This window comes from Flintibacter faecis (assembly GCF_014287875.1).
GTDB lineage: Bacteria > Bacillota > Clostridia > Oscillospirales > Oscillospiraceae > Lawsonibacter > Lawsonibacter faecis_A.
In genome coordinates, this window is record NZ_JACOPN010000003.1 from 12,580 (window position 1) to 26,640 (window position 14,061).

Consider the following 14,061-nt stretch of genomic DNA (forward strand, 5'->3'; position numbering starts at 1 on the left):
ATGCGGCTTCTGTGTATTATGCGAAAAGCCGGACAGAGCGTATGCTCTGTCCGGCTGAAATGGGACTTAATATGGGGGTGTCAGGGTGTTAGCCCAGGACCACCAGCTGGTCGTCAGTGTTGACGGTGGTGCCCACCACGGCGGACACGGCCTTCACGGTGCCGTCCACGGGGGCGGAGACCTCGATCTCCATCTTCATGGCCTCCAGCACCACCAGGGTGTCGCCGGCCTTCACGGTGTCACCCACCTTGCACTCCACCTTGAAGATGTTGCCGGGCATGGGGCTGTTCACAGAGGTCTCACCGGCAGCCACCGCAGCGGCGGGGGCGGCGGCAGGAGCGGGAGCGGCAGTGGCAGCAGGAGCGGCCGCGGGGGCGGGAGCCGCAGCAGGGGCGGCCACGGGCGCAGCAGCCGCAGGAGCGGCGGCCACGGGGGTCTCGGGGGCCTTCTCCACGGAGACCTGATAGGGCTTGCCGTCGATGGTGATGGTAAAGGTACCGGTGCAGTCAATGCCGGTGTCCATCTTCAGATAGGCGGGGCGGTAAGAGGCGGCGAAGGGCTCGATCACACGGCTGGTATAGCCGGGGGCGGCGGGAGCCTGCACGTGGGAGTAGTACACGTGGCCCTGCCAGGCGGGCAGAGGAGCCAGGTCGGACTCCTTCTTGGCGGCAGGGGCGGCGGCGGCAGCCTTGGGGGCGGCCTTCTTGGGGAAGCCGGCCTCACGGTCCTTGAAGAAGGCGGTGGCAACCTGGGGGAAGGCGATGTAGGACAGAACGTCCTCGTCGCTCTTGGCCACGCCGGCCAGCTCCTTCTTGGTCTTCTCAAACTCGGGCTCCAGGGTATCGGCAAAGCGGCCCTCCACCACGGGGGTGTCGCCCAGGATCTTCTTACGGATGGCGGGGTCGATGGGGGCGGGGGTACGGCCGTACTCGCCGCGGCAATAGGCCTTGATCTCCTTGCCCACCACCTTGTAGCGCTCGCCGGCCAGCACGTTCTGCACAGCCTGAGAGCCCACCATCTGGCTGGTGGGGGTGACCAGAGGAGGATAGCCCAGGTCGGCGCGGACCTTGGGGGTCTCGGCCAGGGCCTCGTCCAGCTTGTCGATGGCGTTCATGGTCTTCAGCTGAGAGATCAGGTTAGACAGCATGCCGCCGGGGATCTGATAGTTCAGGCACTGGGTGTCGGTGGCCATGGAGATGGGGTCCAGGGTGCCGTCCTTCAGGAAGTCGGCCCGGACGCCCTTGAAGAAGTCGGCCATCTTGATCAGGGCCTTGTCGTCCAGGTCCACCTGATAGCCCAGGCCGCGCAGGGCATAGGCCAGGGTCTCGGTGGCGGGCTGAGAGGTGCCGCCGGACATGGGGGAGATGGCGGTGTCGATCACATCGGCACCGGCCTCCACGGCCTTCAGATCGGTCATAAAGGCCAGACCGGTGGTGCAGTGGGTGTGGACCACCAGGGGCAGTTCGGGCACGGCATCCTTGATGGCGGACACCAGGTCATAGGACTCCTTGGGGCCCATGATACCGGCCATGTCCTTGATGCAGATGGACTTCACGCCCATCTCCTTGAGTTCCTTGACCATCTTCACGTTCTTCTCCAGGGTGTGGACAGGGCTGGTGGTGAAGCAGATGGTGCCGGAGGCGTGGGCGCCCTGCTTCACGGTCTCCTCGATGGCCACCTGCAGGTTGCGCACGTCGTTCAGCGCGTCGAAAATGCGGATGATGTCGATGCCGTTCTTCACGGAATACTCCACGAACTTGCGCACCACGTCGTCGGGATAGTGCTTATAGCCCAGGATGTTCTGGCCCCGCAGCAGCATCTGCAGCTTGGTGTTGGGCATCTTGGCGCGGATCTTGCGCAGTCTCTCCCAGGGGTCCTCCTGCAGGTAGCGCAGGCAGACGTCAAAGGTAGCGCCGCCCCAGACCTCGGCGGAATAATAGCCGGCCTTGTCGATGGTCTCCAGAATGGGCTCAAACTTGCTGTACGGCAGCCGGGTCGCGATCAGCGACTGGTTCGCGTCACGCAGCACGGTCTCCGTAAAGTTTACTTTTCTCATTGTTGATCTACCTCCGTATTACTCGAATGGAGCATGTTCTTTTTCCATGGTGTTCCGTCGGCGGCAGCCAGGCATACTGCCGCATAGTCACTTGTTGTTATTTTAGTATAACTTGCTTCATAACGCAAGTCCTCCAGCGGAAGAATTGATACTTTTTTCTGCATTATCTTGACCTGTTCCCCTCCCCTGCTCCCCTGCCGGCGGTGGTTGGGACGGAAAAAACGGAAAACACCGCAGCGGCTTCCTGTTTCGGAAGGCTGCGGTGTTTCAGTGGGACGGTCGGTCCTCTGCGGCGCCGGGCCGGGTGCGTTTCATCGCTCGCTGCACGTGGCTTCCTCGCTGCTGCCCTGGGCCTGGAAGATCATATCGTCGATATCTGCGTCCGCCTGGACCCAGATGCTGTTCTTCTCGCTTTTTGCCATGGTCATTGATGATACATCCTTTCTTGCGTTCTTGCGTTAAACTCCATAAAAATGCCACCGTTTGCTTTTTTACTTGCAAACCGTGGAGGAAATGTTTTGTCTTGTCGCGCCGGTGGTGACTAGGCCTTACATTCCCTCGCTGCATTTTGTGCCATACAGAACACGCTCCTTCTGTAAGTTTTAAGCTATTATAGCGCCACAGCTTTTATTTGTCAAGTTTATTTTTTGAAAAATGAATTTTCTTCAGATCGGAGATTCACCGGCGTCCCCATGCTTGTTTTCTCCCCGCGCCCATTGCTCCTGCTCTGCAGGAATTTTTAGTGTGCCGCTCCATGCAAAATCCCACACAAAGTGGGGTCGTCCCTGCACCTGTTCCACCCGGGCCAGACAGGCGGCCCCCGCCAGCGGCATGGGGCACTCGGGCCGCATCGGCGCGGCCAGCTGAAAACCGTCGTTTCCCCGGCGGCACAGCATGGCCCCCGGTACCTGCTCCTTTAAAACCGGGTCGCTCAGCATCTCTCCCGGGCGGGTCTGACAGTACCAGCCGCCGTTCCGTGCAAAGGAGAAGGCCAGCCTGCTCTCTGCCCCGGCCACGGGCCAGCAGTCCGCCATCTCCAGCTGGGTGCGGGACAGGTTCCGCCGCAGCCGCAGCCCCTCCCCCTCCGGGGCCAGGGTACCCAGCAGAAATCGCCCGCTCCCCCGGCCGGTGAGCCACACCTTATATAACCCCAGGCCGTCCGCCTCCCGCCGGGCCTCCAGATACACCCGCAGGCCGTCCTCCCGAATAGACAGCGTCCCGCCGCCTGACATATCCAGCGTCATGGTCCTCTCCTCCTCTCCTTTCAATCTATGCCGGCAGGTGTCTGCTCCATGCAGAAGCGCCGTGCAGGTCTTCGGCCCGCACGGCGCTTTGTTTGATCTGATTCAATTTCTTCTCTTGCCCACATACCGCAGCAGATACAAGAACAGATTTAAAAAGTCCAGATACAGCTGGAGGGCGGAGAAAATAGACGCCTTTTCCAGCATGTCGGGGTATCCGGCGTAGTAGCTGTACATTGCCTTGATCTTCTGGGTGTCATAGGCGGTGAAGGCCAGGAAGATGGCGATGCCCGCGATGCACACCAGCCGGTCCAGCATGACCAGGCCGGGGGCGAACATCAGGATGATGCCGCAGACGATAAGGAAGATCAGCCCCACCGTCAGGATGCTGCCGATGCCGGACAGGTCCCGGTGGGTCAGCCAGCCATAGGCGGCCAGGGCGGCGAAGTACACCGCCGTGGCCAGGAAGACGAAGATCAGGCTGGGCAGCTCATAGAGATACAGATAGCAGGACATGGTAAAGCCAAACAGCACGGAATAGGCCAGGAATATGGCCCGGGCCGTACCCACCGCCATGCGCTCGATGCGGCTGACCATGGTGAAGGCCATGACCAGGGTGACCACCAGCACGATCAGGTGGAAGCCGGGCACATGGTACAGCAGCCACAAGGTGGCGTTGGTCATCCAGCCCAGCACCGCCAGGCCGAAGGTGATCATCAGGCCCAGCACCATCCACAGGAAGGTCCGGGTCATATACTCGTTCAGGGACTCCACCTGGCCCTGGGCGTAGTAGCCGCGCTCCTCTTCATAAGGCATTCGCATAAAAACACATCCTTTCCCGATCCGGCATACTCCGCCGGATCACAGTTATCATACCACGCAGCGGAGGAAAAATCAATCTTTCCCCTGCGCACTCTGCCCGAACTCGGTGTATTGGGGCAGCAGACTGTAAAAATCATTCTCTACGATCATGGGTGTACTGTCCAGCAGATAACCCACCCGCTTTTTCGTGGCCCCCACATAGGTCTCCTGTTCCTCCGCCGTCATCTCCACCCCGGGGGCGGGGGTAAAGCGCTGGGCATAGCGGTCATAAAAGCCCCGGTCCGACCTCCAGCTGCGGGAGGAGAATACCACCAGCCCCTCGCTGTCGGACAGAATGTCCCGCCCGGCCAGCATCCGGGAGTCATACTCCAGCCCCAGCAGATTGGACAGGGTGGGCAGGATGTCCACCTGGCAGCACACCTTGTCCACCGGAACGGGTTCTGTCATGCCGGCCGACCACAGGATGAGGGTGTTCTTGTACACGTCAAAGTCGATGGCCGACTCGTTCAGCGCCTCGATGGCATCGGAGCTGCCGAATTTCTTCCCGGTGAGCTCCTCCAGCGTGTCCACATTAAAATAGGGGATGTGGTCCCCGGTGGCCACGATAAGGGTCCGCTCCAGCTTGCCCGCCGCCTCCAGCTTGTCCAGCAGGCATTTTAAAGCCCGGTCCGCCTCCATCACCGTGGCCACATAGTTCTGGGTGACAGTGCTGTAGGGCAGGGCCCGGACCACGTCCCGATAGGGGGCCACCACCCGGTTGTCGGAATAGGGCATGTGGCCGCTGATGGTGAGGTAATAGACGTGGAACGGGCGATAGCTGTTGACGAAATCGTCCGCACTGGCCTCCACCACATAGCTGTCCCGCTGGGGCCAGGCGGGCTTGTCCCCCTGCATCTCCAGCTCCAGGCCGGACCGGTACTGCCGCCAGTCATAACCCAGGTTGGTGTGGGAGGTCATGCGGCCGTACATGTCATAGTTTCCGTGGTAGCCCAGGGTGAGATAGCCCACCTGTCCCAGCTGCTGGGGCAGCGTGAAGGGCAGACTGGTCCCCAGCTGGCCGGTGCGCTTCATGGTGATGGGGTTGCCATTTTTGGGATAGAGCCCCAGCAAGGTCTGGCACTCCCCGTTGGAGGTGCTGGTGTAGTGCAGGGCGGTGTAGTAATTGGAGAACACAAAGCCCTGAGTGGACAGTTTATATAAGGTAGGGGTCAGCTCCGGGTCGATGGCGTAGCCGGAAAATCCCTCCAGCACGATCTGGATGACGTTGTATCCGGCGAACATGCCGGTATACTCATTTTTCCTGGTAGGGGCGGTGCTGGCAAAGTAGTCCGCCAGCCACTGCACGTCCCCGTTCCCGCTCTCCCGGCCCAGGGCCGCCAGGTCCACATCCAGGACATTGGGGGAGGTATCGATCTGGGGCTGCTCCGGTTCCTCCTCTCCCCCCGTTTCATCGGAGGAAGCGGCGCCGCTCGTCCCCGGGTCCATGGTCTCAAAATCCCGGTCCGGGGTGCGGTCCACGGGGAAGATGACGTGCTGGATGTCCAGGCGCAGGGTGGTGAGCAGCCCCAGCTGCTCCACCTGGTCATCCGTCCCCGTATCCATCCGGTAAAGCTGTCCCGGAGTCAGGTCCCCCTGCCAGGGCAGGGCCAGCGTCCCCAGGCCCAGCATATGGAGGGCCGCCGCCGCCAGCAGCGCTGCCGCCAGATACCGGCCCCGGCAGGGCATAAAATCCGTCAGCCGCCCGGCCAGCAGGGCCAGCAGCAGTCCGGGCAGGAGCAGCGCCGCCAGTATGGCCCAGTTCTCCCCCATGGCCTTTAAAACGACCCCGCTGTAGTCCCCCAGGCGGTTATCCGCCGCCGTGGCCAGGGTGGACAGAGGGTAATAGGTCTGCAGGATCCGCTTGGCCAGCAGCTCCCCGGCATAGACCAGGCACAGCAGCAGAGCCAGCAGCCGGAACAAGATCCCGTTCCCCCGCCGGGGCAAGACCGCCGTCAGCCCGGCCAGCAGGAATCCGGCGGACAGGGCAAAGGGCAGAATGACCGGCAGATAATCCAGGCGCATCCCCATATACAGCCGCAGGGCCCCTTCCAAATAAAGCAGCAAAGCCGGGAAGGTCAGCAGACGGAGGGCAGTCCGGCCATGGCGCAGGTTCGCGTTCGGCTCTTGTGCAGGTTCCACAGGTTCCATGTATTTTTTCTCTCCCCTGTTGTCCGTTTTATGTCTTACCTCTTTTGTACCATGTCCCGCCCCGCCCCGTCAAGAAAAACAGGTCGTTTTTCAGGAATTTATGTAAAAGGCCCTCCGCCGTTCCTGAAAAACGGCAGAGGGCCTAAGTCCTGTCATTGCGAAAAGGCCCAGCGGGCCGACGCTGCAATCCGTAAACTTGGAATGACAGGTATCAAAACATAGCAAACAAATTCATCTGGCTGGTCTCGGGCAGGTCGCCGAAGGTCCCTGCCTCCTTCAGCAGCTGGATATGGGTCTTGGAGACCTTGGGGCAGGCGGCGGATACCTCCTCCACAGAGATGAACTGCCGGCCCTTCCGGGCCTCGGCCAGGGACAAAGCCGCCGTCTCCCCCAGTCCGGCCACGGACACGAAGGGGGGGCGCAGAGCCTTGTGCTCCTCGTCCACGGCAAAGCGAATGGCCTCGGACTGATAGAGGTCCATCCGATGGAAGGTGAAGCCCCGGAGATAGAACTCGTAGCACACCTCCAGGGTGGTGAGCATATCCTGCTCCACGGCGGTGGCCTCCTTGTCCTTGGCAATGATCTGGCGCATCTTCTGCTGGCACACGTCCATGCCCCGGCACATGAAGGCCTCGTCAAAGGCCTTGGCCCGGATGGAGAAATAGGCCGCATAGAAGGCCAGGGGGCGGTGGACCTTGAACCAGGCGATGCGGAAGGCCATCATTACGTATGCCACGGCGTGGGCCTTGGGGAACAGATAGGCGATCTTTTTGCAGGAGTCGATGTACCATTCGGGCACCCCAGCCGCCCGCATCTCGTCCTCCGCCCCCGGGGGCAGGCCCCGGCCCTTTCGCACCGCCTCCATGATCTTGAAGGAGCGCTGGGGGGGCATCCCCTTGGAGATGAGGAAGATCATAATATCGTCCCGGCAGCCGATGGCCTCGCTGACCTTGGCCGTGCCCGAGGTGATCAGATCCTTGGCGTTGCCCAGCCACACGTCGGTGCCGTGGGAGAAGCCGGACAGGCGGACCAGGATGTCGAACTGATTGGGCTGGGTGTCCTCCAGCATCCCCCGGACAAAGGTGGTGCCGAACTCCGGGATGGCGGTGCCGCCGGTGGGGCCCAGCACCTTGTCGTTCTCATAGCCCAGGACCTTGGAGGTCTGGAAGATGGACATGGTGTCCTTGTCGTCCAGAGGGATCTGCCGGGCGTTCACCCCGGTCAGGTCCTCCAGCATGCGGATCATGGTGGGGTCATCGTGGCCCAGCATGTCCAGCTTCAGCAGGTTGGACTCCATAGAGTGATATTCAAAGTGGGTGGTGATGATCTCGCTGTTGGGGTCGTCGGCGGGGTGCTGCACGGGGCAGAAGTCGTAGATCTCATTGTCCTGGGGGATGACTACCATGCCGCCGGGGTGCTGGCCGGAGGTGCGCTTCACGCCGGTGCAGCCCAGGGCCAGGCGGCTCTCCTCCGCCTTGGACACCACCAGTCCCCGCTCGTCCAGATAGTGCTTTACATAGCCATAGGCCGTCTTTTCCGCCACCGCGCCGATGGTCCCGGCCCGGAACACGTGGGTCTGGCCGAACAGCTCGAAGGTATACCTGTGGGCGCTGGACTGATACTCGCCGGAGAAGTTCAGGTCGATATCGGGGACCTTGTCGCCGCCGAAGCCCAAAAACGTCTCGAAGGGGATGTTGAAGCCGTCCTTCACATAGGGCGTTCCGCACACGGGACACACGGCGTCTGGCATGTCTGCGCCGCAGCCATAGGGGTGGGCCGGGTCCTGGGCATAGTCAAAGTCGGTGTGCTTGCACTTGGGGCAGCGGTAGTGGGCGGGCAGGGAGTTTACCTCGGTGATGCCGGACATAAAGGCCACCAGGGAGGAGCCCACAGACCCGCGGGAGCCCACCAGATAGCTGTGCTCCAGGGAGTTCTGCACCAGCTTTTGGGCGGACATATAGATCACGTCATATTTACAGCGGATGATGTCATACAGCTCTGCGTTGATGCGGTCCACCACGATCTGGGGCGGCTCTTCGCCATACAGCTCGTGGGCCTTACCCCACACCAGCCGCTTCAGCTCCCCGTCGGAGTCCTCCAGTTTAGGGGCGAACAGGCCCTGGGGCAGGGGCTCGATGGGGTCGCAGCAGTCGGCGATGAAGTTGGTGTTCTTCACCACCACCTCATGGGCCTTCTCCTTGCCCAGATAGGCGAACTCCTTCAGCATCTCGTCGGTGGTCTTGAAGTAGATGGGCAGGGGCGAATCCGCATCGTCAAAGCCCTTGGAGGCCAGCAGGATGTGGCGGTACACCTCGTCCTCCGGGTCCAGAAAGTGGACGTCGCCGGTGGCGCACACCGGCTTGCCCAGCTCCTCCCCCAGGCGGACGATGGTGCGGTTAAAGTCCCGCAGCTCCTCCTCTGACCGGACCAGCCCCTTGCGCAGCATAAACATATTGTTGCAGATGGGCTGGATCTCCAGATAGTCATACCAGGCGGCGATGCGCTTGAGCTCCGCCCAGTCCTTGCCGTCCACCACCGCCCGGAACAGCTCCCCCGCCTCGCAGGCCGAGCCGATGATCAGGCCCTCCCGGTTTTCGTCGATGAGGGACTTGGGCATGATGGGATAGCGCTTGAAGTGCTCCAGCTGGGACAGGGAGATGAGCTTATACAGGTTGCGCAGGCCGGTGTTGTTCTTGGCCAGCACGATCAGGTGCTTGGGCTGCCGCCGGGCCTTGCCCCCCTTGCGGAGCTTGGGCATATAGGGGTTGATGTCTTTTAAGTTGTGCAGCCCCAGCTGCTCCATTTTGCGGAAGAAGTGGGGCAGCATATAGGCCACGGTGGCCGCATCGTCGCTGGCCCGGTGGTGGTTGAAGGCGGGCAGTTGAAGGTGCTCGGCCACGATGTCCAGCTTATACTTGCCCAGGTCGGGCAGCAGATTCTGGGCCAGGATCAGGCTGTCGATGGAGGGATTCTCAAAGGGGATGCCGTATTTCCGGCACCCGGCGGAGATAAAGCCCATGTCAAAGTCCGCATTGTGGGCGGCCAGGGGCCGGTCCCCCACAAAGTCCAGAAAGGCCCGCAGGGCCTCCTCCTGGCTGGGGGCCCCCTCCAGCATCTCATCGGTGATGCCGGTGAGCTGAATGATCTTCGGGTCCAGGATGCGCCCGGGGGCGACAAAGGTGTTGAACCGCTCCCCCACCTCTCCATGTTTCAGCACCACTGCGCCGATCTCGATGATGACCTCCCGCCGCCGGTCCAGGCCGGTGGTCTCGATGTCAAAACAGACGATCTCGTCGTCAAAGGGTTGGTCGGGCCGGCCATGGACCACCACCCGGTCGTCCACGTCGTTGATATAATAGGCCTCCACGCCGAACAATATCTTGATGTTCTTGGCCGAGTGCTTGGCGTTGGGGAAGGCGTGGGCCACGCCGTGGTCGGTGATGGCGATGGCGGGGTGGCCCCACCGCTCCGCCCGCTTGACCACGTTCTTGTCCGAGCCGATGACCGAGTCGGTCTTAAAGCCCACCGCCGTCAGGGCATCCATGGCGGACATGTTGGTGTGCAGATGCAGCTCCACCCGCTTCTCCGGGGCGGTGTCCTGGCGCTGCTCCTGGGGGGCGGTGGTGATGGCCATGGGCTCCAGCACCATGTCGCCATAGAAGCGGTCCATGTTCAGCCGCCCCTGGACCTTCAGGTGCATTCCCTTCTTCACCCCGTCCACGATGGGCTTGCCCTCGTCCCCGGGGAAGAACTTGTTCACCCGGATGGACCCGGTGTAGTCGGTCAGGTCAAAGGCCACCACCCAGGCCCCCCGCTTTTTCAGCTCCTTGTGGTCCACGGCGAACACGTCGCCCTCCACCACCACCACGCCCATGTCCAGCTCCAATTCGTTCATGGGGGTGGGCCGCTTGGTCACCGCCCGGCCAAGGATGGCCTCGCCTTTGCTCTTCCGCTCGGCGTGGGCGGCGGGGCGGACGGAGGAGCGCTCCATGGCCGCCCGGCGGATGGCCTCGGTACGGGCAAAGGGGTCCCCCCCAGTTGATTTTGGCGCTTCTTTGGAATCGGATTTGGGCTGGGGCTTGGCGGGCGCTTCCGCTTTTGCTGCGGCGGGCTGCTCCGGCTGGGGGGCGGGCTGGACACAGGATATCTTCACGCTGTTCAGGGCATAGGCCCGGCAGATGGTTTCCTCCGCCTCCCGCACCAGGTTGGCCCCGGCGCCCGCCGCCCCCGCCACCTGGATATCGGCGCTGCGCTGGGCCCGATTGAGCACCACAGCGGTGATCTGCCAGGGCTCTACGGCGCTCGCCAGCTCCGTCCACCGCCCCAGGGCGGAGAACATCTCTAAAAATGGGATCACTTTGGACATGGTGTCTCTCCTTGTGGGTGCAGTGTGTTACAGGGTCTCGATGAGCCGGAACAGCTCATCCACCAGTTGGTCCTGGGGGACCTTTTTGATGATCTGCCCTTTCTTGAACAGCAGGCCCTCCCCCACGCCGCCGGCGATGCCGCAGTCGGCGGCGGAGGCCTCGCCGGGGCCGTTGACCACGCAGCCCATGACCGCCACGGTGATGGGCTTGTCCACCGTCTTCAGCCGCTGCTCCACCTCGTTGGCCAGGGAGATGAGGTCGATACGGGTGCGCCCGCAGGTGGGGCAGGACACCAGCTCCGCCCCGTCCTTGCGGATACCGGCGGCCTTGAGAATGTCCCGGGCGGCATAGACCTCCTCCACCGGGTCGGCGGACAGGGACACCCGCATGGTGTCCCCCACCCCCAGGGCCAGCAGGCCGCCGATGCCCACGGCGGATTTCAGCGTCCCCATGCGCACGGTGCCCGCCTCGGTCACGCCGATATGTAAAGGGTAATTACTTTCCCGGCTCATCAGCTGATAGGCTTTCATGGTGATGGGCACGCTGGAGGACTTTAAGGACACGCAGATGTCGTCAAAGTCGAACTTGTTCAGCAGGCGGATGTGGCCAAAGGCGGACTCCACCATGGCCTCCGGGCAGACGTGGCCGTATTTGGCCAGAATGTCCTTCTCCAATGAGCCGCCGTTCACGCCGATGCGGATGGGGATGCCCCGCTGCCGGCAGGCGTCGGCCACCGCCTTCACCCGGTCCTCCCCGCCGATGTTGCCCGGATTGATGCGGACCTTATCTGCCCCGGCGGCGATGGCCTCCAGGGCCAGCTTATAGTCAAAGTGGATGTCCACCACCACAGGCAGGGGGCTCTCCTCCTTGATCTTGGCCACGGCCCGGGCGGCGGCCAGATCGGGCACGGCCACCCGGATGATGTCGCACCCGGCGGCGGCCAGGGTGCGGATCTGTTTCAGGGTCGCCTGGACATCGTCGGTGCGGGTGTTGGTCATGGACTGGATGGACACGGGGGCCCCTCCGCCCACCGGCACCTTGCCCACATGAATTTGCTTTGTCATGGTCACACGCTCCCTTTTCTTCTTTTCAAGGCCGCTGCCCGCAGACCCGGGGGCCTGCGGACAGCGGCAAGTGTTCAGTGGCCCAGCAGCTTACCCACATCGCTGAGGGTGACCACTACCATCAGCGCCATCAGGGCGGCCAGACCGGCCATATGCACATATCCCTCATACTCAGGGGGTATCTTCTTGCGGAACAGCCTGTACAGCACACCGTTCAGCACCAAAAACAGCACCCGTCCCCCGTCCAGGGCGGGCAGGGGCAGCAGGTTCATCACCGCCAGGTTGGCGGCAATGAGGGCGGTGAAATAGGTCAGGGTGTAGAAGGCGGCGTAGGGGGTCTGGGCCGAGGAGCCCGCCTCCGTCATGGTGTCCACGATGCCCACCGGGCCGGACAGATCCCGCAGACCCACTGCGCCCCGGACCAGGTCGCCCAGACTCAGCCACACCAGGCGGACAAAGTCCAGCCCCGTATCCCAGGCATAGACCACCCGGCCGGGCAGGGTCAGGGGCTCCAGCTCCCGGCCCACCGTGATGCCCCGCAGGTTGGTCACGTTGCCCTTCTCATCGGTGCGCTGCTGCCGGGGCAGCTCCACCCCGTCCAGCCGGACCGTCTCTCCGCTGCGCTCCACCACAAAGTCCACCGTGTCCCCCGCCCGGTCCAGATAGAGCCGGGCATTGCCGTACACCAGCACGGCGTGGCCGTCCACCTTCAAAAACCGGTCCCCCGGCTCCAGGCCGCAGTGTTCCGTGCCATAGCCGTCGATGGGGCCGCCATAGGTCTCCACCACCTTCCCCTGCTGGGGCAGGTACAGGATGAGCACCAGCAGCAAAGCGGTGAGAAAATTCATGGCCGCCCCGGCGCACAGGATAATGATCTTCTTCCAGGCGGCGGCCCGGCCAAAGGCCCGGGGGTCCGCCGAGTCGTCGTCCTCCCCCTCCATGGCGCAGTAACCGCCCACAGGGAGCAGCCGAACACTGTAAAGCGTCTCCCCTTTCTCCCGTTTGAAAACAGCGGGGCCCATTCCGATGGAGAACTCGTTCACCTTTACCCCCAGCAGTTTGGCGGTGGCAAAGTGCCCCAGCTCATGGGTGGCGATGAGAACGCCGAAAATGAGGATGGCGAGAATGATATACAACATAGTACCTCCAGTGAAAAAGCGCTGCTTGACTTACCGGGCGGCCTCGCGAGCGGCGGCATCCGCCTCCAGCACCTGGGTGAGGCTGGGGTTCTGGATCACCGGGACGGTCTCCATGGCCCGCTGCACCTTGTCGGCGATCTCCAGGAAGCGGATCTTGCCCGCCAGGAACTGGGCCACCGCCGCCTCGTTGGCGCCGTTGAGGATGGCCCCCGCCGTGCCTCCGGTCCTGGCCGCATCCAGGGCCAGCTTCAGGCACCGGAAGGTGTCCAGGTCCGGGTGGGCAAAGGTCAGCGGCCCGCAGTTCCACAGGTCCAGCTCCTTGGCCGGACCGGGCACCCGCCGGGGCCAGGTGAGGGCATACTGAATGGGCAGGCGCATGTCCGCCGAGCCCAGCTGAGCGATCATGGCGTTATCACAGTATTCCACCAGGGAGTGAATGATACTCTCCCGGTGGACCACGATGGAAACTTTCTCCGCCGGCATGTGGTACAGGTGCATGGCCTCGATGACCTCCAGCCCCTTGTTCATCAGGCTGGCGGAGTCCACAGTGATCTTGGCCCCCATGGACCAGTTGGGATTGTGTAAGGCATCCTCCCTTGTCACATGCTGCAATTCCTCGGTTGTTTTTCCGAAGAAAGGGCCGCCGGAGCAGGTGAGGATCAGGCGCTTCACCTCTCCCCGGTCCCGGTTGCCCTGCAGCGACTGGAACAGGGCGGAGTGCTCGGAATCCACGGGGAGGATCTCTGCGCCGAAGTCGTGGGCCTCCTCCATCACCAGCTCGCCGCCGCATACCAAAGTCTCCTTGTTGGCCAGGGCGATGCGCTTGCCCTCCCGGATGGCGGCCATGGTGGGCCGCAGACCCACCATACCCACCACAGCGGTGAGCACCGTGTCTGCGCTGGGCAGGGCGGCGGCCTCCAGCAGGCCGTCCATCCCCGCCAGCACCTTTACAGAGGTGTCAGCCAGGCGCACCTTCAAGTCGTCGGCGGCTTTCTCGTCCATGAGCACCGCCAGCTCCGGGCCATAGCGCCGGGCCTGCTCCTCCAACGCATCCACGCTGGAGTTGGCCGTGATGGCGGCCACCTCCATGCCGCAGGCATCCATAACATCCAGGGTCTGCCGCCCGATGGAGCCGGTGGACCCTAACAGTGAAATTCGTTTTGACATCGTAAACTCCTTTTCCCC

At 62.8% G+C, this 14,061-nt stretch carries 8 protein-coding genes; all 8 read right to left on the reverse strand.

What is annotated here, in order from left to right:
• Positions 1-88: 88 nt before the first annotated feature.
• A complete protein-coding gene (locus tag H8S55_RS04740) occupies positions 89-2,056 on the reverse strand; it encodes a pyruvate carboxylase subunit B (RefSeq protein WP_186878008.1) in 1,968 nt (655 codons plus the stop codon).
• A 665-nt stretch (positions 2,057-2,721) separates the two neighbouring features.
• Positions 2,722-3,300 carry a hypothetical protein gene (locus tag H8S55_RS04745; RefSeq protein WP_147563519.1) on the reverse strand — a complete coding sequence of 193 codons (579 nt, stop codon included), beginning with the start codon at positions 3,298-3,300 and terminating at the stop codon, positions 2,722-2,724.
• 102 nt (positions 3,301-3,402) lie between these two features.
• Positions 3,403-4,119, reverse strand: a complete 717-nt coding sequence (locus H8S55_RS04750; protein ID WP_186878009.1) for a Bax inhibitor-1/YccA family protein — start codon at positions 4,117-4,119, stop codon at positions 3,403-3,405.
• 72 nt (positions 4,120-4,191) lie between these two features.
• Positions 4,192-6,306, reverse strand: coding sequence for an LTA synthase family protein (locus H8S55_RS04755; RefSeq protein ID WP_207721757.1), 2,115 nt, complete (start codon positions 6,304-6,306; stop codon positions 4,192-4,194).
• Between the two features lie 211 nt (positions 6,307-6,517).
• Positions 6,518-10,672 carry a PolC-type DNA polymerase III gene (locus H8S55_RS04760; protein WP_186878011.1) on the reverse strand — a complete coding sequence of 1,385 codons (4,155 nt, stop codon included), beginning with the start codon at positions 10,670-10,672 and terminating at the stop codon, positions 6,518-6,520.
• 27 nt (positions 10,673-10,699) lie between these two features.
• The gene (ispG, locus tag H8S55_RS04765) at positions 10,700-11,743 is read right to left on the reverse strand and encodes a flavodoxin-dependent (E)-4-hydroxy-3-methylbut-2-enyl-diphosphate synthase (RefSeq protein ID WP_366467390.1); all 1,044 of its coding nucleotides are present in this window, start codon (positions 11,741-11,743) and stop codon (positions 10,700-10,702) included.
• Between the two features lie 68 nt (positions 11,744-11,811).
• Positions 11,812-12,876, reverse strand: coding sequence for a M50 family metallopeptidase (locus H8S55_RS04770; protein WP_186878013.1), 1,065 nt, complete (start codon positions 12,874-12,876; stop codon positions 11,812-11,814).
• 30 nt (positions 12,877-12,906) lie between these two features.
• A complete protein-coding gene (locus H8S55_RS04775; RefSeq protein ID WP_186878014.1) occupies positions 12,907-14,043 on the reverse strand; it encodes a 1-deoxy-D-xylulose-5-phosphate reductoisomerase in 1,137 nt (378 codons plus the stop codon).
• Between the last annotated feature and the right edge of the window lie 18 nt (positions 14,044-14,061).